Source organism: Microbulbifer variabilis, assembly GCF_023716485.1.
In the GTDB taxonomy this organism is placed as follows: Bacteria; Pseudomonadota; Gammaproteobacteria; order Pseudomonadales; family Cellvibrionaceae; genus Microbulbifer; species Microbulbifer variabilis_B.
Genome location: NZ_CP092418.1, coordinates 2539359 through 2563368 on the forward strand (window position 1 = coordinate 2539359; position 24010 = coordinate 2563368).

Genomic DNA, 24010 nt, shown 5'->3' on the forward strand with positions numbered 1-24010 from the left:
GTACTGGTTAATAAAATATCTGATCAGGGTAGCAATCATAAACGATCCTGCCGCATTCTCACCTGCCTTCATTTAAAGAGTACTCCGACACGAAGATTGCACAGATAGCTGTTACCGGCATCGAAAACTGCGCAAAGAGCTATTCTACCCTTCGACTCGACTGAATTAGCTTTGCTAATGCCTTGTGGGCATCAACGAGGCCCAATCCGGTATTATTGGCACCTAAGTGGGATCGCCTTGCCGTACCCTGAAGCGACTGCGCTACCAATGGCACAGCCTCACCGCTGGAGTACCCATAATGATCCGCTGCATCCAATAGCAACGCGCTGATAGCCGCCAACTGTGGTGCGGCAAAAGAGCTACCGGATTCAAAGTTATGGCTTGAAACTGAGTAAACTGCATCTCCCGAAATAGCAAAGCTCCGCTTGATCGCCAAGGGGTTATAACCAGGAACCGTGGCAGTTAAAGAGACTTCGTTGGAGAATGGCTGCAAATTGATCGCAAACATCAAGTTTTGACTGCCTGGAGCACCTTGATTTTGCTGTAAAAAGGCCTTGATCAAATCCAGGTCATAGGTAAAAAAACTTCCCAGCGGAGGAAGGCCTAGACGCTTTCGAACATCCGTATTCTCACCCTCCAGGTCAGTACCTGTATTCCCAATTGACTTGATAAATATTTTGGATTGCAAAATATGGGATAGATGTTCCGAGAACTCCGGATCCAGCTGATCATTGGTGATATGAAAAGCCCGACTCATATTAATTACATCAATATCATCTCGGTTACGCATGTAAGCCATGGCTTCATTGTACGTTTTGCTTTCAGTACTTATGGGTACAATAGTAGCCTTGGGCGCAATATCGAGGATGATATCAATAACGGTATTGCCATGCAGGAAGGTGATGGGATCACCAAATTGAACTTCGCCTTCGATATTAGGGTGCCGCTCGCGCTGTTCCTGTAAACGAACAGGATCAAACAAATCAAACACCCCAATGACAATGCCCTCACCGTCAAAATGCCGTACCAAATTCTGATGCTTGAGGTTGTAGCTAGGCACATAGGGATACAGGAATTCATTAAGCTCCATCCGGAACATATCTAAATTCGCAATAGCAGCTTCAAAAGTTAACCTGTTCTCTTCTTGGTAATCTTCCGGCTGAAAGGTATATAAAAGTTCGGCGAGCACGGTAAACTCAGTGATAGACTGACCCCACTTGTGCATTTTCAATTCATCAACCATATAAAGCGATTTAGCCCACCCCTGATACTGGTCAAACTCAGCGGCCAAATAATCATCGAGTATTGGAGTAACAGGCTCCTCCCAAGGCCAGGGTGTTAGCTCTTTGACAACCTGTAAAGAGGCCCTGGCTTGATCTACGTTGGGATCTGATGCAAAGACCTTTACACTCAATACAATCAGCAACACCACAAGTACTATCTTATTCAAAACTACTTCCTTTTTATTTGAATTTATTTTGAAATGGCAACAAAAATATGCCAGAGACCTCACATGAGTATTTTATTTAACAGTCACAACCTCTCTAACTCAAATTAATAGAACCATGGCCCTGATAAAAAGGCAACCTATTAGGCTATCTCCATCCCACAGGAAGCACTCCTATAAAAAGGCTGTTTTTACAGGGCATCTGCAACTCGGAAATTAAGTATTTTATATTGCTTGATGCACTAGAAATAGACGTCACACTTTTACTACTTGTGTACATGGTTTTCACTTGAGCAAAGTAGCCACTAAAATAAGCCCCCTCCCAACCATGTGAAAATGTAGGCGCAGCCATTCTAGAAACCTCCCTTAACATTGCACTCCAAATCCTTCACATTGGCGCAAAGTCGAGAAGCCAGCAAAGCTCAAGTCAACACCGCAACTTTATTAGTAAGCTTTATGTATAAAACAGAATAAGAAAGGCGCTAGAAAGAAATACCCATATAGAACGCACTCCAAATCAGCCCAAATATAACACTCGAAAACACCTTCATTTAATTAATGCTTATAAACTTCTTCATTTAGAGGCCATGAAACGACAATGCCACTCAATTTGCATAGAAAATCAACTGTCAAGTTTCCCCCAGAACACTTGCCCTTCATACTGTACTATATTTAGATAAAAACCCATCCCAAGGTAAATTAGCTAAGGCTGGCTTCATCTCAAAAAAATTATTATTTTTATATGTTATTATTCCAAGCCCTTAAAACTACCGATAAAAGTTTTTTATTTTACTCTTTTCCTAGCCCTAATTGCTGCCATATTAAGATCAAAAGTCTCTCAAAATTTCTTGGCACTATAATTTGAAGTGTCAACTTCAAACCTTGAATTACTTTTGAACCTATTTGAAAGTTGGTCATGTAAAGTAATATTTAAAAGGGCTTTTAATCTTTCAGCTCACCTTAAATATCATACTAGCTCATGAAAGCATATCCCTTTCCGCTGTGGATACTGGTGCAACCTTCAAATTCACCAACCAATTTATTTTACCCCACCCCAATCGCTTCACACATAAAATGTTCCCAGTAGACTGAGTAACTCAATGAGTACTGGATTAGCTTAAGTCGTTTATCTCCTGCCTATGTTAATTGCACACTAAACAACCTAAATATAATGGAATGTCACAATAATACTTTTTGTCAGGTCTTATGCAGAATAAAGTTAACCTAATCTAGTTGGCTAAATATCTACTAGGTGGTTTATAATGCCAGAACCCGATAACTACTTAAAATAGGGACAATGGGGAATTTTAATGAATAAAAAGATGTTTCGACTTTCTGTAATTTCAGCAGCTGTTCTATTAACATTAACAGGCTGTGATAGTAATAGTAGCTCATCTTCTGATCCTGCAGTCACTCCTGCTGCAGCTACTCCTACACCTACACCTACACCTACACCTACACCTACTCCCGCCGATAAACCGCCAACAGCTAGCGATGTAACTATCAGCGGTGTTAAGCAAGGAATTCCGGTATCTGGAAAACTATTGGGCAGCGACCCTGATGGTGATGCTTTAACTTATAGTTTTTCAGAAAAAGATAAAGCAATTACCCCCGTTGATGACGTTTATAAATTTAGTCACGGCGAATTATCATTAAACAATGATGGCTTTGAATACATTTCAATCACAGGTCAAGACGCCACTATCACCTATACCGTAACCGCAAACGGTGCTTCGGCTTCTGCAAGAATCGAAATTATTGCTGATATTCCTCCAACAGCAAACACTGTTACTATAGATGGTGCAAAGCAGTGGATACCGATATCTATCGAGCTGCTGGGCAACGATGAAGATGGTGATGAGTTAGTCTATAGTTTTTCTGAGAATGGTGTGGCTGTTAATGAAGTAGATGGCATTTATACTTTTAGCCATGGGGAGCTTACAGAAGAAGATGGTCAATTTGAATATAGATCAATCTCTGGACAAGATGCCACAATTACTTATACCGTAACAGCAAATGATATCTCAACATCTGCAACAATTGACTTCTTGAATGTTGCAAATGACCCACTAGCTTATCAGCAGTGGCACCTTCGCAATACAGGGCAAAAATCGTATGCATTAAGTGAGCAGATGGCTCAAGGATTGGTAGATGCTGGATTTTACACTCCCGTAGAAGCTGCCGAAGCACTTGCAGAAGGTGAAGCCGAGGAGCTCCTTGCCGGCGAAGATATGAATGTTGCAGCTGCTTATGCTCAGGGTGTAACTGGTGCAGGTGTAACAGCGGTTGTCGTAGACTCTGGTTTAGAGATTCGTCATGAAGACTTAATAGATAATGTACTAGTTAATCGCTCTCTCAATTTAGCTGTATCGGCAAACGACAGAACAGACCCAACCAGTCTCTCCAATAGCGGCGATCATGGTACTAGTGTCGCGGGCTTAATTGCTGCTAAAGGCTGGAACAATATAGGTAGCCGTGGCACATCCCCAGATACTGGGTTAATCGGCATGAATTATTTGGGCGGTGATACAATAGAGCAAACCGAACTGTTAATTCATGGGTTTCCTGGAAGTGGTATTTCTACAAGCGAGGAAATCTCAGCATTTAATCGCAGCTACGGTATCACTTGGCCAGCTTTTATTGCTTACTCTGCTTTAGATGAAGCTATTGAATCTTACCCTAATCTTATGCTTCGAAGCGGCAAAGGCGCTTTGAACATTAAGTCTAATGGTAATTCTTTTATAGATGGCGGCCGCGAAGGGGCTTTCTGTAAAGATAATGGCGCTAATGAATTAGGTTTAACATGTTATAGCGCAGCGTTCGAACCCAGTCAGGCCCACCCATACTACTTGAGTGTTGCTGCAGTGAACGCCAACGGCAAACATACCAGTTACTCAACAGCCGGCGCAAGCACAATGGTATCGGCTCCTGCGGGTGAGTATGGTCGCTGGGCGCCAGCGATGGTAACAACAGATCAAATGACCTGTATTAATGGTTATTCCGGCTTCAATGGTAGAACAATCAGCGCCTGGGGCGGCGCCTATGGCGAAGACTTTGCAGCTAGCCAGTTCCCGTTCAACTACCCGGGTCACCCAGAGAATGCAAGTTGCAACTATACTTCAACTTTCAATGGGACATCTTCCGCTGCACCGAATGCATCAGGTGTTGTGTCTCTAATCTTATCCGCAAACCCAGAACTGACCTGGCGTGATGTTCGACACATTCTGGCTTCAACAAGTACTTTGATTGACGCTGAAAACGAAAAAGTTGAGCTGACAATTGGGGAAGGTTCTTTTATTGCTCATGACGGCTGGATTGAAAATGCCGCGGGCTATCACTTTAATAACCTCTATGGTTTTGGCCGTGTTGATGCCGGCGAAGCTGTTGCTAAGGCTTTAGACTACTCAGAAAATCTTGGCGAGCAAATTATCACCGAATGGAAAGGTCTAGGCTCAACTGCTGGAGAAGAAGCCTTGCAGGCAACTATTCCAGACAACAGTGCCATTGGTGTAACCCAGCAAATCGAAGTATCAGAAGATATCATTATTGAAGCTATGCAATTCGAGTTTGATATCCGCAATGATGATATGGGGTCTTTTGTAAATGATAATCTACTATCCTCTGCAGGTAACGATCTGGCGCTTGAAGTAGTCTCTCCTTCAGGTACTAGAAGCGTTTTACTCTCCTCTAAGCAGGCATTACTGGAGGCTTCTTGGAGCTCTGCGAATGGGTATAGCGAAGGTTATATCTTGGATGGTGCCGTATTCCTATCTAATGCGTTTTATGGTGAAAATGCTAGGGGAACTTGGACTATCAAGGCACTAGATACCGGTGACACCAACTTTGAATTTAGTGACACAGAAGATCTCGTTATTCTTGTAAATGAAGAGACAGAAGAGAAGCCGACAGGCATGATAAACAATCCCGTAGAAAGTGTTCTAGAGGGGGTATCATTAAGAACATTCGGTCGTGCTGCTCAATAAGAAGGATAATACAATGAAGTTAAATAAATTACTGATCTTGACTGCCGCATTATGTGTATCAGGTATGGCGCAAGCTAGCTCCATTGATAGCATGGACAAAAAAAATATCGGAACCAAACCGCTAAAAACTTTAGCTGCAGCAACAACAGACTCTGCTGAGCTTGGCATTTTTAAAGTTGAGCGATCACTGACAAGCGTTCCATCATCGATTGCTGCACCAGAACACATTGTTGCAAAAAAAGGGGAAGTAGCAATAGTGAATATCGGTGACGATTCTGCAAAAGATATTGTCGGTAAAGGTACAATAGTAAGAAACACAATAACGAAAGAATTAACAACTCTAACTGGAAACGTAACAGTTTTATTAAGTAAAAATGTTACTGCATCTGAAGTAGCTGAAGCTACCGGCATGAAAGTATTGTCGGTATTTCCTGGTACTGATATTGCCATCTTGAAAATTAAAGAAGGCAATGATTTGTTAGAAGCTTTCAATGCAATAAAACAGTCCGGCCTGACAATTGAAAGTCGAGTCGAAGTCACTGAGACTATGCATAAAGCACAATAGATAAAACAACCTATAGAAGTGAGTTTTATCTTATAAAAGCAAAAGGCATCGCTAATAAGTGATGCCTTTTCAATTGCATATAGCGAGCAACGTCCGGTTTTAACCAACAATATTTGGACTATGAATTCTGATCACTAGCTTTTCCAGCTTGCCGAAAGTGGATACTCAAGCCCGGATTGTAAAACCAAAAAATATTAACACTAGAAGCTGTTTCATAACTTATTTAACGTAATTAACATGCATGCAATATAGAAAAAAGCACGATAAGTGGACAAATATCGCTCCCATCTAACAACCAAACGGCGGTAATTTCCCAACCACGCAAAAGTCCGCTCAACTTTCCAACGGCGAGTATACCTTCTGAGCTTTCTACCATCCTGCCTTGAGGCTTTTTTCCTATTTATCCTGTGTGGACAGATAAGGTCGATTCCACGACTCAACAGACTATCTCTAAGAGGATCAGAGTCCGCCGCTTTATCATAAACTAAGCGATGAATCTTTGTATTTTTATACGTAACATCAAGCAATGGATGTAATAACTTTACTTCTGCTGGTGAGGCCGAAGTAATGGTGCCTCCCAGTGGAATACCTTCGCCATCGACCACCACCATCCACTTTGAACCCTTGCCCCGCTTGGTTTTCCCGACTTCGAAGCCCCCTTTTTTGCTGGTGCAAAGCTACCATCAGAAAAGACTTCCTCCCAGTTAAGCAAAGACTGTTGATCCAATAGCTCCAGGAATCTTCTCCATGCATGTAGCCAAGCTCCTTGCTCTTCCCAAAACTGAAGCCTTCTCCAACATGTACTCGGTGATGGATAGTGTGAAGGAAGATCTTTCCATCGCGCTCCAGAACGCAAAACCCACAGGATGCCTTCAAAACAAGCCCGATTATCAATGGGTTTTGGGCCTCCCTTTCCTCGTTTTAATTCAGGAAGACATGGTTCGATCAATTTCCATTGATCATTGGTTAACTCTGACTTGAATCGGCTCACTATTGCTGAACTTTTTTTCTATGTAATTGCGTGAGAATAACCGATTTCAAGTTATGAAACAGCCTCTAGTATCATACTGCCCCATATGAGAAGCGCCAGAACTTTTCCAGCACTCCCTATCGCCCAACTGTCGACACCTTTGCAAGGGTAACCCACTGCGAGCCGTATAGCACCAAACACCAATGACCACGGCAGACTTTCTGAAAGACATGTATTACTATTTTATGCCACGCATAACCTACCGGTACTGTGTACCCTTACTGCGGAACTGAATATTGTGGCAAGTTGAAGCAGCATGATTATCAGTTGAACTTGAGCATCAACGAGATAGAGCTTACCAAGCCAAAAGTCAAGAACCCACAAACGAACACTATCTATAAACGCTCCCATAAAACCATTTGCAGGGGCTTCAGCAGCCCTCATTGCGTCGAAAGCTCCATGGATATAGAAGATCTAAAAAAAGATCTGGGCAAATCGCTTGTATATTACGATAATGATCGCATTGACCTAGGTAAAAAGATCTGGAAGGAAAAACTCGTAAACTGAATTTGACCTGACTGAGCACCTTTTGAAAAAATCGGTAACTATCAGATCACGTCTGAACTACTACAGTTGACCACTACACTTCACTAGCCCACCAAGTTTAGAGTACCTTAGGCCTTATACAATTGAAACCTCAACGAAAACAGATGCCTGCTCAATAGCTTCATGATATGGTTTAACAAATCTAATTTGCGTCCCATCAATTTCGGTCAACTGTTTAGACCAAGCTAATTCATAAAGAGTTTTCAAGTCATTCTTATCAGCTTCGGTGAGCTCACTTTTTTCGCCATAATTCATAATGGAAAATGGCTTATGCAAACCATAGATCACGCTGGGCCAAGCTTTCTCTTTTACGTCAGCAAAGAAATGTCTCAATCCAAATATATGGCCCAGCTCGTGAATCATAGTATCAACCTGCTCCTTCCGACTTTGTTCAAACATTGTGGGAAAGAGCACCAATTCATTACGCCCCGAATTAGGAAAAAAGGCACGCGCTAATGTACAGCCTACCACACTACAACTTTCTACAGGCTCTACTCTAATTTTAAAGTCCCAAATATTTGGGTTCTCATTAAATTTGACCGGAGAAGCATCCCCCCACTTTAACAAGGCCTCCCCAAATAGAGCCCGAATATAGTTTTTCACTTCGTCTGGGTTTTTAAAATACCGCAAAGACTCTTCATCAAATTTCCACCTAAGAGTTACATCTTTCCCCCAAAGGGGGATGTACCCCTCTCCACTGTGCAACACTAAATCCAGCGGGGATCTATTTTCTAAGGCAGGATATCCCACTTTATCCGTGACACAAATCTTATTCTCACCATACTTATGAACTATAGGCTCGACGCAAGAATCACATTCTTTTTTTGACTTAAGTTCCAGATGGAGAGTTTCATTTGAATAGCTGCTATTGTCTGATGACACTGTAATCCACCAATATAAAACATTAAAGAAACATAACTAAAACGATAATACATGTTTAGTAAAACGCGGGGATATAGGTGGTTTCTCGCAACAGAATCCTTTCGAAACAATATTAGAACCTCATAATCTATGCCATAGCACTATTCTCATTGCTTAACCAAATCCCATCCGAGTGGGCTTCAACAGTCTCTACTCCAAAGTCATGGATTAAGTGGCGAAGACTTTCTTTAGCTTTGTCGGTAGTCTGCTTCTTATTGTTGTAGACGCCTTCAAGATTAATGTAATTGGCAAAAATGATAGCCCCGACCGTATCAATAGACTTCAGCTGCGCCTGGTAGGCAAGGTATACGTCCGACGACATCTGATACTGCACTTTAAGGATCGGACAGAAGATCACATGGTTATGTGATCTTAAGACTGAGCTCAACAGGAGTTTTATCCATCCATGAAAGGTAAGAAATACTCAAGTTAAAACTGGACATAGCAGTTTTCTAGTGACCACCTAAAAACAGTGCAAAGTGATACTGCCTGGGCTCAACAATCATAATGGCCTTCGCCAACAAGAGAACTAAGCCCAGCACAGTGAGCCAGAAAGTGAAACCTCCAAAAATCTGTTCAGGTATTTCGTTAACTTCCCAAAAATATCATTCTAGATTCACGGATAAAGTAGATTTCTATAAGAAAGCACAACGTAGTAGAAGAAACCCAACAAACCAGCAAAGGCGCCCCAGTAGTTTGAACCTGAATCACTCGTTCAATTTTATCTCACTTCTTTACCTACTCTTTGCTTTTGATCCCCCTTGGCAAAACCATCGTTTGATAAGCTGATATAATTGAAACAAGTGGCATCATGAGAGTATCGCCAAATAAATGACTTGATGACTAGCGACGCTTTATTTTTTAATTCTTAATTAGTGCCACCCACCTATATAGATTGAACATCACTACATCAATACAAATACCCAAGACTAACAACATGAGTGCGGCAGCTAATGCTATTAGAGGAGCCTCTACATGCTCATTAGAATTCGGCAAATGAGCCACAAAGTAAGTAAAAATTAATATAGCGAGCAAGTATAGAGTCCAGCACCTTTCGAGGTGCTGGAAACATTTATTCTGATTAATATAAAACCTTAAAACGATGAGCTCTGCTAATACAAACATTATTACTCCAGTTAAAGACAAGACTAGAGTAAATTGCATTGCTCTAGGTAAGCTTGGAAATAATGTTGCTGTGTGCGTCATCTCCCAAACTTTAAGACCAAGGACCAGGGATGTGAACCAAGCAGCGCCCAAAAACACCCCTACAAACGGTTTAAATTTCCAGTAACTTTTAGACATTTTGAAATCCCCAACTTTGTTTGGACACTCAAAATTTCAGATGCAAAGTAAATTACGTTGAAAACTATGGCTACTAAAAAATCACATACGATTCAAAGAGTCGTAGCCCCAGTATATTTAAGCCAGACAGAATAATGGCATATTTGTCAGCTATCGTATGGTTTGCAATAGGAGCCCTACTCATACTAACTCTAACTTCCTAAGGTAGTATGAGTAAGCTGATCAGTTTATTCGGCTATCCTTGTGTCCCTATTAGCCTCCTCTCTGCCATGTACAATCCGATAAAGCAGTGGCAATACAAATAACGTCAACAATGTCGAAGAAATAATTCCGCCAATCACTACCGTGGCTAGGGGTCTTTGCACTTCAGCTCCTGTACCTACATTCAAAGCCATAGGCACAAAGCCGAGGCTGGCCACCAATGCAGTCATCAACACCGGACGCAGACGGGTCATGGCGCCATCGATAATTGAGGTGAAAAGCCCGCCTCCTTGCTGGCGTAATTGACGGATAAAAGAGAGCATTACCAGGCCATTTAAGACTGCCACACCTGATAGGGCGATGAAGCCAACTCCTGCAGAGATCGACAGTGGCATACCACGCATCCATAAAGCCAGGACACCCCCAGTCAACGCTAAGGGGACTCCGGTAAAGATAATCAGGGCATCCTTAAACGATCCAAAAGCCATTACCAGTAAGCCGAGAATGATAAGCAACGTTAGCGGCACTACGATTAACAAGCGGGTACTGGCGGATTCCAGCTGTTCGAAGGTACCTCCATAGGCAAGCCAATATCCTGCTGGCAGGGATACCTGCTGCTCGATACTCGCCCGCGCCTCTTCCACAAAAGAGCCCAGATCACGGTCGCGCACGTTGGCTGTTACCACCACACGTCGCTTGCCATTTTCACGGCTTATTTGATTTGGAGCTGGCGTCATCTCCAAACTGGCGACTTCAGACAATGGCACATAGCTACCCAATGGACTACCGGCGGGTAACGGCACAGGTAAATCACCGAGGCTTTCGTAATCACGACGTAGCTCCTCCGGCAGGCGGACTACCAATTGGAAACGACGGTCTCCTTCGTAAATCAATCCGGCCTCCTCCCCACCAATCGCGGTGGATACCAAATCCTGCAGTGTTTTCAGATCAATACCGTAGCGGGCAAGTGCGATACGCTTGGGCACAACAGAGAGAACCGGCAGTCCCTCTACCTGCTCTACCCTCGCATCGGCAACCCCTTCAATACCATTGAGCACACCGAGGATTTCATTAGCGGAGGCCACCAGCTGATCCAGATCATCGCCGAATACTTTGATGCCCAGATCTGCACGCACCCCGGAAATCAGTTCGTTAAAGCGCATCTGAATTGGCTGAGTAAATTCGTAGTTGTTACCTGGCAACTGACGCACAGCTTCTTCAATCTCTGCTACCAGTTGCTCTTGAGGTAGTTTCGGATTAGGCCACTGGCTCCGGGGTTTTAGGATCACAAAATTATCGGCCACATTGGGGGGCATTGGGTCTGTGGCCACTTCTGGCGTGCCTATCTTTGCGAATACTTTGTCTACCTGGGGAAATTCTTTAATTCGCTGTTCCAACAAGCGCTGCATCTCGACCGATTGCTCCAGACCGGTGCCGGGAATCCGCAAGGCGTGTAGTGCGATATCTCCCTCATTCAATTGAGGAATAAATTCCGAGCCCAGGGTGGTTGCAAGCCAGCTACAAAAAAGTACCAGTGCAAGAGCCCCGGAAAGTACCAACCAGCGCACTTTCATCGCAGCGATTAGCAGTGGCTTATAAAGAGATTTGGTAGCAACGATCAGCTTGTTTTCTTTCTCACTGATTTTGCCTGTGAGGAAAATAGCAACCGCTGCCGGTACAACTGTCAGTGAAAGTACCAGCGCAGCCAGCAAAGCCATTACTACAGTAGCAGCCATGGGGTGGAACATCTTGCCTTCCACACCGGTTAAGGTGAACAATGGTATATACACCACCGTGATAATCAACACACCAAACAAGCTTGGGCGAATAACTTCGTTAGTGGCTTGAAAAACCAGTTCCAATCGCTCTTGCAAGGGCAACTTGCCACCTTTACGGCCCTGGGCTTCGGCAAGTCTGCGAATGGCATTCTCGACAATAATCACCGCCCCATCGACAATCAATCCGAAGTCTAGAGCACCAAGACTCATCAAGTTTGCGGAAACACCGGTTTGCACCATGCCGAAAATTGTGGCGAGCATAGAAAGCGGAATTACTGCTGCGGTGATAAAAGCTGCTCGAATATTCCCCAGTAGCAGGAACAACACTACAACAACCAGTAATGCCCCCTCGATAAGGTTTTTCTGTACCGTAGCAATGGCTTTATCTACCAGAGTGGTACGGTCATAAACCGCTTCTACCTTGATACCCTCAGGCACCGTAGACTTTACTCCCTCCAAGGCAACCGCAACATTACGGGCCACCTCTCGGGAGTTCTCCCCCACAAGCATCATGGCGGTACCCAGTACCGTTTCTACACCATCACGCGTGGCAGCGCCGGTACGCAGCTCCTTGCCGATAGCCACTTCAGCCACGTCCGAAACTTTAACCGGCGCCCCACTGCGACTGGTAATCACTACATCTTCAATTTCGGCGATACCTTGTAACTGGCCTGGTGAGCGCACTAATAATTGACGACCATTATTCTCCAGGTAGCCGGCACCTCGACTCTCGTTATTCCGACGCAGGGCTTCGGCGATATCTTCCATGGAGAGACCAAAGTTGAGCATCTGCCGAGGATTGGGAGTAACGTGATACTGTTTGTTGTAGCCACCAATGGTATTCACTTCTGTAACACCGGGCACCAAAGACAATTGCGGCTTGATAATCCAATCCTGAATTTCCCGCAGTGCCGTGGCATCGTAGGGCTGCCCGTTCGGCTGGGTAGCGCCGGGGTTTGCCTCCACTGTGTACATAAAGATCTCACCAAGACCGGTGGCAATAGGCCCCATCTCGGGCTCCAGCTCCGGGGGTAAATTGCTCTTTATGGCACCGAGGCGACTGTTAATTAAATTACGGGCAAAATAGAGATCAGTCCCCTCCTTAAAAACCACAGTGACCTGGGATAGCCCATAGCGGGAAATCGAACGGGTGTATTCCAAGTTGGGGAGACCGGCAAGAGCTGCCTCCACCGGGTAGGTAATCCGTTGCTCAGCTTCTAATGGCGAGTATCCGGGGGCCTCAGTATTAATCTGTACCTGGACATTGGTAATATCGGGGACCGCATCAATCGGTAGTTTCTGGTAACTCCAAATCCCCAGCCCCACCAATACAAAGATCAGGGACAGCACGAAAAAACGCCGCTCAATTGAGAAGCGCAGGATGCCTTCAATCATCTTCTGGCCTCAATTAGTGGTTATGTGCAGCGCCGGATTTTTCGATATCCGCTTTGATCAGATAGCTGTTCTCAGTGACATAGCGATCCCCCGCATTGAGACCACTCAGCACTTCCGTCACTTTGCCATCGGTACGCCCAAGCTTGAGCGGGCGAATTTCGTAGGCTTCGCCTACCTTGACAAATACCACTGTCCAATTGCGAAATGGCTGCAGAGCCCGATTTTCCACCACGAGAGGTACAGGACTTTCACTGGTTACCACTTGGCCCTGAACCATTAAATCGGTTGTCCAAAGATCGTTAGGATTCTCAATTACCGCTCTTGCAATCGCGAAGGGTTGGCCATTACCGCCGGGAGCGAGGCTAGTAATGGTTGAATCGAAAGTTCTCTCTCCAGCTGTAATGGACACTTTTTGGCCGCGACTGATCTGACCACGGCGAGTGGGAAATACCTGTAGTTCAGCCCACAATTGATTGTAATTGGCGATAGTAAACAGGACTCGCTCACCACTAAACTCACCACGGCTGGCTTGTTTATCGATTATCTGGCCGCTAATAGGCGCAACCAGCGGGTAAGTTTGCAGGCTGTCATTGGATTCAATCGTAGCGAGTTTTTCCCCTTTTTCTACCAAATCACCCAGTGCTTTTTCGATAGTGACCAGAGTTCCCGGGTAGCGTGCGCGCACATGGCTAAGGCTGCGGTGATCAACGGCTGTTTTACCGTATAGAGTGACACTCTCTTTTATTGTGCCGGAGCCAGCAACAGCAGTTTCAATACCGGCTTTTATTGCCATTTCCTCAGAGATTTGTACACGGCCTTCATGGGATTCGTAACTCCATTCTGCTCGCTCCCCGTTATGAAGAACAGAAACAGTAACATCGAAAGAATGCGGTTCCCCTACAGCACCTTCACCGCGGTAATACCCGTTGCGTTGTTCCCAGGTAAATGGGATACGATCCACTTTCCCACCGAGTCTCTTTAACTCTACGGCAAGGCGAGCATTTTCCTGAGGCTTATCTCCCCGAGAAATCCAAGCGCGAAATTCCGGCTGAATGCCTCGCTCATAAATAAGCAGTTCAACTGACAGATCACCCTTTTCCAATAAACGGCCTCCATTTGGGCCTTTCTCTACCTCATGCTCGCCGTGCTCATCATGGCTATCACTATGATCACCACTTGCATAGCTTTGGGGCACCAACCAATTCCCCAAGAGAAACAGGGAAAGGAACAGTATCGCCAGCTGATTCGCTTTAGTTGACTCACTCATATTTCAATCCAAAATTATTTACTGCTATCGACGCTCATGGGCCCCAAGGGTCCGGCGGTCAGCTGTTCAATTTCTGCGCCGAAAAGAAGTACGGATCGCGCCGCTTCAATGCGGGCTCGCTCGGCACTCAACAATTCATCCCGGGCAGAAATCAGGTCTACATAGGAATCCCTACCCCGGCGGTAAGCGCGATCTACTTCAGTTAAAGCCTGGCGCAGCTTGGGGATTACAGAGTCTTGCAAGGTGGAGACAGTACCCAGGGCCTGTTCGCGGCTGGTCACTGCGAGAAAAAGCTGTGGGTAGAGCTGCAAAAGTGCTGCCTCACGACGCAGCATGACTTCATCCAGCTCTGTCATTGCGGTTAGTTCAGCACCGCGATTACGTTTGGCGGTAAATAGGGGGACGCTGAAACCCGCTTGGACTGCAGTTTCATTAACTGCCGGATTCACACGAAGACCTGCATACCATCCTACATCCGGTCTGGAATTCGCCTGGGTCAGGCGTAGCCGGGAGGCTTGCAAACGCTCTTCAGAAGCAAATCGTGCTATCGCAGGGTTTGCCTGGGCTCTTTCATAAAGCGCCTCAAAACTTGCACCCGGATCAAAGCGATAAAGCTCAGCGGAGTCCACGCGATAATTTTGGGCTGGCTGCCCCCAGAGTGCCGAGAGCGCATGCTTGTAGTACACCAGCATGCTCTGATCGGTCTGTTGTGCGAGGATCGCTTTTGCCAGAGAAGACTCCGCACGCATACGCTCTGAGACGGGGCTGGCCGCAGCACTGACCCGCGCGCTTACAGCGCTCAAAGCCTCACGTGCCAGCGCGACTTTCTCTTCCGCCAAAACCACCAGCTCTTGGGCGGCCAAGACCTGGGTATAGCGGCGGATCACTTCCGCCAACAGATCCAAAGCCTTAGCCTGTTCATCGGCGATTAACAGGTCGCGCTGCGCATTGACAACATCTACACGAGCCTGGAGTTTATTGCCCATCTCCACGACTGAAGAAAGAGTTACCGTCAGCTCAAACTCATTGTCGGCATCGTCCTCTGGATCTGGAGTATTGTCCGAGTCACCTTCATTGAAGTGCTTGTACTCGGCCTCAACACCCAGCTCCATCTCCGGCTTTAGTGCCGCAGTCTGCCCGGCACCATCCAAACCCCTTTTCTGTAATGGAAAAACTGCAAGCTCCGGATTCTGCGCAAGCGTAAGCCCTATCGCATCCGGTAGTGTTAGCAAGCCCCCCTCTTGTGCAAATACAGGTTGCACAGGCAACCACAATATCGCCATCGCCAATAGCCAGGCGGCAAGGCGACGAATCACACTCGCAATGAGCGTGTGAAACAAATCCATGGATATCTCCCAAATCACATCCCATATACGTGAGCTGGGTCTTGCGACTCTCTTAACTCACGCAGTAATAGATCAATCAGACTTGGGTTATAGGTGGGCGCAGTAAGGGAGAGAAGTAACCGCTGGGTACCGCGATATTAATCACTTCACGATAAGAAATGGTACCCCAGAGAAAGGGTTGGAATGACTGTCCGAGCAGTCCGGCAACGGTACTGCCATGGCAGTGGCAACAGTGATTACAAAAGTCGAGAAGTGGTGACTGTTGCGCGGGCTCATCGACAGGGAGCGAAACTTGAACCACCTCGCCAAGTTCCGGCGAAGTGAATTCACTATTGAGATCAGATTGGTCCAGATGGTGGGGAAGTAGATGCCCGGTTACATCCTGCAGTTCTTCATGACTGTCATAGAAAGCCCCTGCGGTCTGGAAGACCAGCAGTGCGATCAATAAAAAAGACAGCCTAACTAGGTTCATATGAACAGGGGGACCACAAAATCTTATGCAGGACTCTAGCAAACATGTCAGGATAGCTCAAACAGAAAACCCTCTCAGAATTTGCGCACCGCCAACGGCTTTGAGAAATAGAAGCCCTAGTCAGCAAAGTGAGCCCCCTGTCCATTTGGTCACCCTCAACTCCTCTACACTGATTTTGATGCCATTAACTTGAGTTTGTACCGGGAGGTATCTGTATATGCTTGCCCCTCATCCACTTGGCTGCCACACCAGAGCAATGCTTCTTGCTGTGTCAATAGCCTTAATTCCGGCCGTAGTTGCACAGCCCACTCCCCCACCGCCTCAGCCAGGTAGTCCGCCGACCCAGGACCAGCAGGGGGTCTCAAACAATCCACCGCAGGGCCAACCCCCAGCTCCTAATGACAATACTACCGGTCAGGGCCAACCCCCTGCGCCACCGGGGGGCACAACCGGTCAAGGTCAACCCTCTTCACCACCAGATACCTCATCTGGACAAGGGCAAAGCTCTCAGTCCCTGGCGGGAGTTGACCAAAATGGTGAAGCTATTGATCCCAAAGCCATGGAGGCACTGAAGGCAATGGGAAAATACCTGGCGAGCATGAAGATGCTGATGTTCAAAGCCAGAATTTTTGCCGATGTAGTACTTGAGAATGAGCAAAAGTTATTGATCGGGGGCAAAGTCAGATACATGGCAATGCCACCAGATAAACTGCGCGTGGATATGACTACTGATTCAATTACTCGGAACTTTATTCACAATGGTGGCAAGTTCACCATGATTGCCCCGCGCAATGGTTATTTTGCCGAAATGGAGGCCTCTCAACCCACCTCCCAAGTACTCTCCAAGGCAGCAAAGGAATACGGCATTGAAGTACCTTTTGCAGACCTTCTGGAATGGGGGCGCAAACCGGACGCCTGGGCAGGGATCAAGGAGGGCTTTCTGGTTAACTCTCCCAAAGTTAACGGGCAACGTACCAAGCACTGGGCTTTCCGTTCGGAAAACCTGGACTGGGAGATCTGGATCCAGGTTGGCGATAAGCCCCTACCACTTCGGATATCCACCGTTAATACCCGCGATCCAGCCAAGCCGCGCTTTATCGCGACACTTAAATGGATGAAGGCCAAACCAGAAGCGGCAAAAGAGTTCACTCCAGCTACCGGGAAGCACAAACAAATCCCGTTTAAAAAGGCTGAGCCAAACAAGCAGGAGGCGCCACAATGATCCATGCTAAGCATCGTAAGTCGCGAGCCTTGTCACTATGGGCGGCACCACTATTACTCTCCGGAACTCTGCTCGCCGCAGTGTTCAGCTCTCAGGTGGAGGCGCGCGAGCATTTTGGTGGACGCGGCGCGCATTTTAATGTGGGTGGACACTTCAATGCGGTTCGCCCAGGACCCGGAGGAGGCTTCCACGGCGAATTTGCACGGGGGGACTTTGAGCGCAGGTTTCCAAACCATCCACCATTCCACCCCATTCGCCCGGGGCACCACCGTCACCCTCCTTACCCTCCACCCTGGCGCCCTCGACACTGGCCCTATCCCGGCCCTAGATATTGGGGGGTTACTGCTGTGGGTGTTGGTGGCTGGCTCTACACACTACCTCCCAGCTGTGTCAGTGTGACGGTCGGTAATGTGACCTATGAGCGATGTGGGTCTTATTGGTATCAACCCCATTTCGTGGCAGGGCATATCGCCTATCGGCATGTAGGAGCACCACGGCGGCCGCGGCGATAGCTTGAAATTCTTCCCAGCGCCTAACTGAAACTCTCTATTGGGTTTATGGCGCTGGGAGACTTATAGGAAAGTTAGTCCTCTGTTCTTTCCGGCCCACCCTCGGCATAGGATTTACTGATACCACGGAGGATGCTGAGCTGTTTGCCAAAGTTCCTACATGGGGCGCACATTGCCAAATGCAGCTTAAGGCTGGCCTGCTCCCGCAACTGCAGCCTGCGCTCCTGGGACTCCGACATCAACCGCGTAGCTTCCCGGCACGATTTCATTGACTCAGCCCTCCACGCCAAACCAGTTATCTTCCAGGCATTCACGTAATCGCAGGCGCGCCCGGTGCAGTGTCACATTTAAGTTGCTCACCGAAATCTCTGCTGCGGCACAGATCTCGTGACTCTCCAGCTCAATGAACTCTCGCATCATAAAAATTTGCGCCTGGCGGGAAGGCAGATGATTGAGGCATGCATCGAAGATTCGCCAAAAATGCTTGTCGTGAATAGCCGACTCGGGGTCTGCCCATTTCTTTGGTCGCTCATCCTTTCTCCAGTGGCCGGTTTGATCAAATAACTCGTCGTGATCGTGCTCCTCGCGATCCCCACGCACCAGCTGGTCTGCATCAACAAAGCGCTGCCGTTGTCGCAAAATGTCGGCAATCTTATTCTTCAAGATGGCAAACACCCAGGTTTTCAGGGCCGATCGCCCGGTAAAGCTGCGGGAGTTTTTCAGGGCTCCCATAAGGGCCTCTTGCACAGCATCTTCAGCCAATTGGGCATCCTGCAACTGCAAGCTGGCAAAACGAAGCATCTGCTGGCGCAGATCCACCAGAAACTGGGGGTTCTGCAAGGATTCCTCAACTCTTGGTTCAGGCGAAGCATCAGGGGCAAGGTAATCGCTCAACTACGTTCCCTCATAAAATCGAAGCGGAGACCGGCGATATTAACTAAAAAGCGAGAATTATCTAACAGCCAGCTCACCCTGACACCAAAAGGCAACTTAATTCCCTCTGCCGGTACTAACAACACAATCACAAAGTTATTAGTCGTGAAGCAGCGGGACTTGTTACAAAAAGAAAGGACAGGTAAAAAATAACCCACGAATGGCGCCCAGCGCCCGAAAGGAAAATCACTCTGCGAAAGGTATGCTCCATGCATGATATTGTTCAGGACTACTACGGACGCCAGCTAAAAAGCACATCAGATCTCAAAACTGATGCCTGCTGCGATGCCAGTGCGGTGCCAAGTTGGCTGAAGCCGCTACTAGCCAATATACATCCAGAAGTCCTATCCCGCTATTACGGTTGCGGGCTCGTTTGCCCCCCGCTTTTAGAAGGCTGCAGGGTTCTCGATCTTGGCTGTGGTTCAGGTCGCGATGTCTACCTCCTCTCCCAACTCGTGGGAGCAAGCGGTGAAGTGGTCGGTATCGACATGACCGATGAACAACTACAAGTTGCCCGCCAGCACCAGGATTATCACGCGGAAAAGTTTGGCTATGACAACGTCACCTTTCTGCATGGTTATATCGAAAAACTGGATGAACTCGGCCTGGAACCGGGTAGTTTCGATGTTATTGTCTCCAATTGTGTCGTGAACCTCTCTACCGACAAAGGGGCCGTGTTACGAGGCCTATATCAATTATTAAAGGAAGGTGGGGAGTTTTACTTTTCCGATGTGTATGCCGATAGGCGTGTCCCTGACACCCTGCGCACAGATCCGGAACTCATCGGCGAGTGCCTGGGTGGCGCTCTCTACTGGAACGATTTCCTCGAACTGGCCCAGGCCAGCGGCTTCCGCGACAGCCGCCTGGTGGAAAGTCGCCCACTGGAAGTGACCAATGCGCTTTTGCTTGCCCGCTGTGGCAGTGTTCGCTTTTACTCCGCCAGCTACCGTCTTTTCAAACTGGCAGGCTTGGAAAAGGACTGTGAAGACTACGGCCAGGCTGTGGTTTATAAGGGGAGCATTCCAGAACAACCGACTGAATTTGTATTGGATGGGCACCACCGGATTGAGAAGGGGCGTGTGTTTTCTGTCTGCGGTAATACGTGGAAAATACTGGCAGAAACGCGCTTAGCTCCCCACTTTGACTTTATCGGTGACTTCTCCCAGCACTTCGGTTTATTTCCCGGTTGCGGTCGAGAGATGCCTTTCTCTGAGGGGGCTACTAACCCTTCAATAAGCAGTAGCAACACTGGTAGCCAGTGTTGCTAACAGTCTGACCCAACTACTCAGCGTCGCAACAGCGACGCCGAGTATTCAGGCTCTATTCCGCCGAATGACACAGTCGAGAAATTTAGGGACTCTATGTTCGAGCCAATAATTCGGCCGCCACACAGAACCCCCAACAAACCCCACATGCCCCCCCTGTAAAGTGACTTCTAACTGCACCATGGAGCTCACTTCTCTCTTCTCGGGAATAGCCGATGGACAAACGAAGGGATCATCCACAGAATTTACGATCATCGTTGGCACCCCAATTTCCCGTAAAAGATGCTTGCTAGATGCCTTGGTGTAATAGTCATCAACATCCCGGAACCCATGCAAGGGCGCGGTAAAAGTGTTGTCAAAGCGCCGGAAGTTGGCAAAGACCGTAGCATCATCCACATTTGGCAGAGCTGCCGCCATACAAGGGTCTTGCGCCTTTTGTTTGAGAGTGAGGCGCAGGCAACTCAAAAGATGGCGCTGGTAAAGTCTGGAAAGGCCAGTATTAATCTTGCGACTACACGCATGGAGATCCATTGGAGAAGATATCGCCACCGCCGCAGCCACCGGGCTGCAGGTTCCATCCTCCCCCAGCATCTTAAGCAGTACATTGCCACCCAACGAGTAACCCACCACCGTAATTGGGGTCAGGGGTAACTCCCCCCTCAGCTGTTCTACCAACCAACGTGGATCCTCACTATCTCCGCTATGGTATGCCCGGGGCAACCTGTTTGGCACACCCCCACAACCGCGGAAGTGCATGACAGCAACCTGGTAGCGGCGTGCGAGTAAGGATTCCATCATACCCTGGACATAGGGAGAAGCCACCGAGCCACCTAGACCATGGAGAATCAAGACTAATGGGAGTTCAGGGTCATCAACCAAAGGGCGAGGAGTGAGTAGTGCGAGACAATCTCCGTCCGGCGTTTCATACCAACGGCACTGGGTTTCTATCCATGGAACTGGGCGATGCACACGGCCAAAGACGGTTTGAATATGACAGTTTCCAAGGCCTGTGGCGGGGATAAACTGATCAGTCATATACCGGGTTCCGCTATTGCTATTTACCTGCCCTTCTCTGCTCAATTTAGGCACTTCTAGATAGCGACCAAGCAGAGCTGGCTTCGCGAAGCATGAGGGGTAGCTGTCCCTCGAAAGTATTGCGCGAATATCATCAGTATATAACCTGTGAAGACATATGTTGGGATAGGCGACGGGTATCGTGTGTTATTACTGCGGCTGAACCCTAGCTTTGGACATGGTTTCAGGCACGAAGATCAGAAAGAAGGTTGCGGCAATAGTGGCAATTCCCGCCAGCGATAAGAACGCAGCGTTATACCCAAAGTACTGAACAACATATTCTGCCGAGAAATTACTGCAGGCAGAACCAATACCCACCAAAGCAGCCATGGCTCCCTGAGTAATATTGAAGCGTCCTGTACCCTTAGTAAGATCGGCGCACATCAGAATGATGATCACCCCAAAGATGCCGTTGGCCACACCGTCCAACGACTGTATAGCCACCAAAAAGAAAGGGTTATCTGTAGACATAAACAAGAGCGCGCGAATAGGGTTAATACAAAAACCGATCATAAAGATTACTTTACGTCCCCAGGCATCGGCTTTGGCCGCACACAATAGTGACATCAACATCATCCAGAATTGCGCAGCAATTATGCAGGCAGAGGTAAAAGCAATAGCCTGGTTCACATTCGAATTGAGTGACAGCTTTTGGCTGACCAGAGGCAACATAGCCGCATTGCCAAAATGGAATAGAAAGACACTCACAGCCAAAGCGATTAGGCGTTTATCGGTAAGCAATACAGAAAAACCGGCGGGCTCCCTTTTTCCCGAAGCATCGCGCCGTTCACCTCCCCGAGCTCGAATATGATCAATTGAATGGGCAGGAATAAAGCCAACTGAGATAGCCATTAATACGCCCATAACGGCCATCAACCAGAAAACCCCCTCCGCAGCAATCGTCAGCGCTACAATTCCTGCAATCGCCGCAGCAAATACATTGCCCGCATGATTGGCCGCCTGGTTAGCACTGGTCTGTAATGTAAAAGTCTTATCACTACAAACTCCCAGAGTAATGGCAGCAATAGAGGGAGCCACGAAAGCAATAGCCGCCCCCATTAACACCTGGGAGCCATAAATGACAGGTTTGTGATTAGCCAGTGCGACAATAGCGATAGAGACAATCGCAATAATGATACCGCAAGTTGCTATTAGCATTCGCTTTAAGCGGGTGCTATCAATAAAAGCCCCAGCGGGCGTTTGCAATAAAACCGTGGTGATACCACCAATAGCTAAAACGATGCCAATTTCCCCTGGCTGCCAGTGCATAGCTGACAACAGGTATATCGCCAAGTAGGGGCCTAAACCTGCAACCACATCTCCCGCGAAGAAGTTCGTAAAAAGAAGAGGCTTGTTTAAACTCATAAATAAGTCTTCTCGTGGGATTTATCAGCCCAGGTGGATGCCCTGACACCAAATAAAAGAAGTGGAGAATGATTTTCAGAGTAGCAGTAAGCAGAGACGACATCCGAGGCTGCACCAATGTCCCTTAGCCTGATAGTATCGGCGATCATCTTCTTAATGATTGCTGCCCGGCAGTGGCTCCCCTCCTCGATTCGCATCTGGCATATTATGACCCTTGGTGCGATCGCTTTACTGCTCATGCGTCAAATTACCTTTAGAGAGGCTTTCTGGGCCATAGATTGGGATCTGATATTATATTTATTCTCGGTCTTCTCTATTGCCTCAGCCCTGTACGACACAGGGATATCCGCACAAATCAGCCACCGGATTCTTTCAATCAAGCATCCAAGTCTTGTATTAACAAGTTATATCCTCGTAATGGCAATTTGTGCAGCCCTTCTTACCAATGATGCCGCTGCTGTAATCGGTGTACCCATTGCAATTGTACTTGCGCGGAATATGAAATGGGGACTGATTCCACTCCTGATTACACTCTGTGCAACAGTCACAATTGGCAGCATGGTATCCCCCGTAGGCAATCCCCAAAACATACTGATTGCCAACGCCGGGAACTTCGACAATATGTTTGTCGTTTTTGCTCAGTGGACTCTTGTACCCGCTATCGTCACTATGTTTCTGTCCATGCTATGGCTGAAACGTTTTTTCAAAACCAGCGATATAATCAATTACGAAGCTAGTAAAGAGTACAGGGAGTCAGAAAGGGTTACGCAAAAGTGGCCGGCACTTTTATCTGCAGCCCTATTATTAATCTTTATTGTCCTTGCCAGTATCCTACACAACGTGGATGGCATATATCACCCAAGTATTGGGCAAATCGGGCTAGCCGCTTGTTTGCCGATATATTTGGCCAGCCATGAGCGCAGAAGGATATTAAGAGAGGTAGACTGGCCCACTCTTTTCTTCTTTGTTTCTATGTTTGTAGTAACCGGTTCACTGCTACAATCTGGCTCTCTCCAGCACTTCCTGAAAATGGGCAATATTGATTTAGCAGAACCAGAGACCGTAGCTTTTGTCAGCTTCTTTGCAAGCCAGCTATTCTCCAATGTACCAGTAGTAGAGATCTACCTTAACCTTTTGCATCAACAAGACCCTCAAACCTTAATGATGCTTTCCGCCATATCAACAGTTGCCGGCAACCTGTTTATTATTAGCGCGGCCAGTAATGTTATCGTGCTACAGCAGGCGGAGAAGTTCGGGGTAAAGCCCTTTAATTTCTGGCAATTCTTTTATCTGATGCTGCCAGTCAGTTTTATAAGCGTGCTGATAAGTTATATCTGGATTCTCTGGTTTGCATCCTGGCAGTAAACAGCAACAAAACCTACAGTAGTG

General features: G+C 47.1%; 19 protein-coding genes and 1 pseudogene. 6 read left to right on the plus strand and 14 right to left on the minus strand.

Features of this window, described 5'->3' with window-relative positions; genetic code table 11:
* Positions 1-139: 139 nt before the first annotated feature.
* The gene (locus MJO52_RS11225) at positions 140-1450 is read right to left on the minus strand and encodes a hypothetical protein (RefSeq protein WP_252081753.1); all 1311 of its coding nucleotides are present in this window, start codon (positions 1448-1450) and stop codon (positions 140-142) included.
* A gap of 1307 nt (positions 1451-2757) precedes the next feature.
* On the opposite strand from MJO52_RS11225, the gene MJO52_RS11230 reads away from it, so the two are divergent.
* Together MJO52_RS11230 and MJO52_RS11235 are read left to right on the plus strand one after the other, a co-directional pair.
* Positions 2758-5430, plus strand: a complete 2673-nt coding sequence (locus MJO52_RS11230; RefSeq protein WP_252081754.1) for a S8 family serine peptidase — start codon at positions 2758-2760, stop codon at positions 5428-5430.
* 13 nt (positions 5431-5443) lie between these two features.
* A complete protein-coding gene (locus MJO52_RS11235) occupies positions 5444-5995 on the plus strand; it encodes a hypothetical protein (RefSeq protein ID WP_252081755.1) in 552 nt (183 codons plus the stop codon).
* A 212-nt stretch (positions 5996-6207) separates the two neighbouring features.
* On the opposite strand, the pseudogene MJO52_RS11240 reads toward MJO52_RS11235, so the two are convergent.
* The 9 genes and pseudogenes from MJO52_RS11240 to MJO52_RS11280 all read right to left on the minus strand — a co-directional run.
* Positions 6208-6636, minus strand: a pseudogene (locus MJO52_RS11240) (IS5 family transposase); the annotation flags it as partial.
* Entirely contained in the window at positions 6537-6986 is a 450-nt protein-coding gene (locus MJO52_RS21440) for a transposase (RefSeq protein WP_353505425.1), read from the minus strand. The pseudogene MJO52_RS11240 and the gene MJO52_RS21440, both read right to left, overlap by 100 nt.
* 660 nt (positions 6987-7646) lie before the next feature.
* Positions 7647-8453 carry a matrixin family metalloprotease gene (locus MJO52_RS11250; RefSeq protein ID WP_252081758.1) on the minus strand — a complete coding sequence of 269 codons (807 nt, stop codon included), beginning with the start codon at positions 8451-8453 and terminating at the stop codon, positions 7647-7649.
* Positions 8454-8580: 127 nt separating this feature from the next.
* Positions 8581-8814 (minus strand): hypothetical protein, encoded by a 234-nt coding sequence (locus tag MJO52_RS11255; protein ID WP_252081759.1) that lies wholly within the window; start codon positions 8812-8814, stop codon positions 8581-8583.
* A gap of 539 nt (positions 8815-9353) precedes the next feature.
* Positions 9354-9794 carry a hypothetical protein gene (locus tag MJO52_RS11260; RefSeq protein ID WP_252081760.1) on the minus strand — a complete coding sequence of 147 codons (441 nt, stop codon included), beginning with the start codon at positions 9792-9794 and terminating at the stop codon, positions 9354-9356.
* A 227-nt stretch (positions 9795-10021) separates the two neighbouring features.
* Positions 10022-13168, minus strand: coding sequence for an efflux RND transporter permease subunit (locus MJO52_RS11265; protein ID WP_252081761.1), 3147 nt, complete (start codon positions 13166-13168; stop codon positions 10022-10024).
* A gap of 13 nt (positions 13169-13181) precedes the next feature.
* Entirely contained in the window at positions 13182-14435 is a 1254-nt protein-coding gene (locus MJO52_RS11270; protein ID WP_252081762.1) for an efflux RND transporter periplasmic adaptor subunit, read from the minus strand.
* A 14-nt stretch (positions 14436-14449) separates the two neighbouring features.
* On the minus strand, positions 14450-15781 hold the full coding sequence (locus MJO52_RS11275) for a TolC family protein (RefSeq protein ID WP_252081763.1): 1332 nt from the start codon (positions 15779-15781) through the stop codon (positions 14450-14452).
* 76 nt (positions 15782-15857) lie between these two features.
* On the minus strand, positions 15858-16253 hold the full coding sequence (locus MJO52_RS11280) for a hypothetical protein (protein WP_252081764.1): 396 nt from the start codon (positions 16251-16253) through the stop codon (positions 15858-15860).
* A 217-nt stretch (positions 16254-16470) separates the two neighbouring features.
* Here MJO52_RS11280 and MJO52_RS11285 point away from each other — a divergent pair, with 217 nt between their 5' ends.
* Complete coding sequence (locus MJO52_RS11285) at positions 16471-17475, plus strand: DUF2092 domain-containing protein (protein ID WP_252081765.1); 1005 nt, start codon at positions 16471-16473, stop codon at positions 17473-17475.
* Complete coding sequence (locus MJO52_RS11290) at positions 17472-17987, plus strand: hypothetical protein (RefSeq protein WP_252081766.1); 516 nt, start codon at positions 17472-17474, stop codon at positions 17985-17987. The genes MJO52_RS11285 and MJO52_RS11290 overlap by 4 nt, the downstream gene beginning before the upstream one ends.
* A 71-nt stretch (positions 17988-18058) precedes the next feature.
* Here the strand turns inward: MJO52_RS11290 and MJO52_RS11295 are convergent, their stop codons facing one another.
* The gene (locus MJO52_RS11295; RefSeq protein WP_252081767.1) at positions 18059-18253 is read right to left on the minus strand and encodes a zf-HC2 domain-containing protein; all 195 of its coding nucleotides are present in this window, start codon (positions 18251-18253) and stop codon (positions 18059-18061) included.
* A 4-nt stretch (positions 18254-18257) separates the two neighbouring features.
* Positions 18258-18878 carry an RNA polymerase factor sigma-70 gene (locus tag MJO52_RS11300; RefSeq protein WP_252081768.1) on the minus strand — a complete coding sequence of 207 codons (621 nt, stop codon included), beginning with the start codon at positions 18876-18878 and terminating at the stop codon, positions 18258-18260.
* 248 nt (positions 18879-19126) lie between these two features.
* Here MJO52_RS11300 and MJO52_RS11305 point away from each other — a divergent pair, with 248 nt between their 5' ends.
* Positions 19127-20185, plus strand: coding sequence for a methyltransferase domain-containing protein (locus MJO52_RS11305; protein WP_252081769.1), 1059 nt, complete (start codon positions 19127-19129; stop codon positions 20183-20185).
* Positions 20186-20230: 45 nt separating this feature from the next.
* Here MJO52_RS11305 and MJO52_RS11310 read toward each other — a convergent pair whose 3' ends face one another.
* Entirely contained in the window at positions 20231-21217 is a 987-nt protein-coding gene (locus MJO52_RS11310; protein ID WP_252081770.1) for a hydrolase, read from the minus strand.
* 189 nt (positions 21218-21406) lie between these two features.
* Positions 21407-22621: an MFS transporter gene (locus MJO52_RS11315; RefSeq protein ID WP_252081771.1), complete on the minus strand. Its 1215-nt coding sequence runs from the start codon at positions 22619-22621 to the stop codon at positions 21407-21409.
* A 117-nt stretch (positions 22622-22738) separates the two neighbouring features.
* On the opposite strand from MJO52_RS11315, the gene MJO52_RS11320 reads away from it, so the two are divergent.
* Positions 22739-23986, plus strand: a complete 1248-nt coding sequence (locus tag MJO52_RS11320) for an SLC13 family permease (RefSeq protein ID WP_252081772.1) — start codon at positions 22739-22741, stop codon at positions 23984-23986.
* Positions 23987-24010: the final 24 nt, after the last annotated feature.

Excerpts from the sequence above, each read along its gene's own strand:
- MJO52_RS11230 (WP_252081754.1), top strand. The coding sequence starts at position 2,758 with ATGAATAAAAAGATGTTTCGACTTTCTGTAATTTCAGCAGCTGTTCTA.
- MJO52_RS11285 (WP_252081765.1), top strand. The coding sequence starts at position 16,471 with ATGCTTGCCCCTCATCCACTTGGCTGCCACACCAGAGCAATGCTTCTT.
- MJO52_RS11265 (WP_252081761.1), bottom strand. The coding sequence starts at position 13,168 with ATGATTGAAGGCATCCTGCGCTTCTCAATTGAGCGGCGTTTTTTCGTG.
- MJO52_RS11290 (WP_252081766.1), top strand. The coding sequence starts at position 17,472 with ATGATCCATGCTAAGCATCGTAAGTCGCGAGCCTTGTCACTATGGGCG.
- MJO52_RS11295 (WP_252081767.1), bottom strand. The coding sequence starts at position 18,253 with ATGAAATCGTGCCGGGAAGCTACGCGGTTGATGTCGGAGTCCCAGGAG.
- MJO52_RS11280 (WP_252081764.1), bottom strand. The coding sequence starts at position 16,253 with ATGAACCTAGTTAGGCTGTCTTTTTTATTGATCGCACTGCTGGTCTTC.
- MJO52_RS11235 (WP_252081755.1), top strand. The coding sequence starts at position 5,444 with ATGAAGTTAAATAAATTACTGATCTTGACTGCCGCATTATGTGTATCA.
- MJO52_RS11305 (WP_252081769.1), top strand. The coding sequence starts at position 19,127 with ATGCATGATATTGTTCAGGACTACTACGGACGCCAGCTAAAAAGCACA.
- MJO52_RS11255 (WP_252081759.1), bottom strand. The coding sequence starts at position 8,814 with ATGTCGTCGGACGTATACCTTGCCTACCAGGCGCAGCTGAAGTCTATT.
- MJO52_RS11270 (WP_252081762.1), bottom strand. The coding sequence starts at position 14,435 with ATGAGTGAGTCAACTAAAGCGAATCAGCTGGCGATACTGTTCCTTTCC.
- MJO52_RS11310 (WP_252081770.1), bottom strand. The coding sequence starts at position 21,217 with ATGACTGATCAGTTTATCCCCGCCACAGGCCTTGGAAACTGTCATATT.
- MJO52_RS11275 (WP_252081763.1), bottom strand. The coding sequence starts at position 15,781 with ATGGATTTGTTTCACACGCTCATTGCGAGTGTGATTCGTCGCCTTGCC.
- MJO52_RS11315 (WP_252081771.1), bottom strand. The coding sequence starts at position 22,621 with ATGAGTTTAAACAAGCCTCTTCTTTTTACGAACTTCTTCGCGGGAGAT.
- MJO52_RS11320 (WP_252081772.1), top strand. The coding sequence starts at position 22,739 with ATGTCCCTTAGCCTGATAGTATCGGCGATCATCTTCTTAATGATTGCT.
- MJO52_RS11260 (WP_252081760.1), bottom strand. The coding sequence starts at position 9,794 with ATGTCTAAAAGTTACTGGAAATTTAAACCGTTTGTAGGGGTGTTTTTG.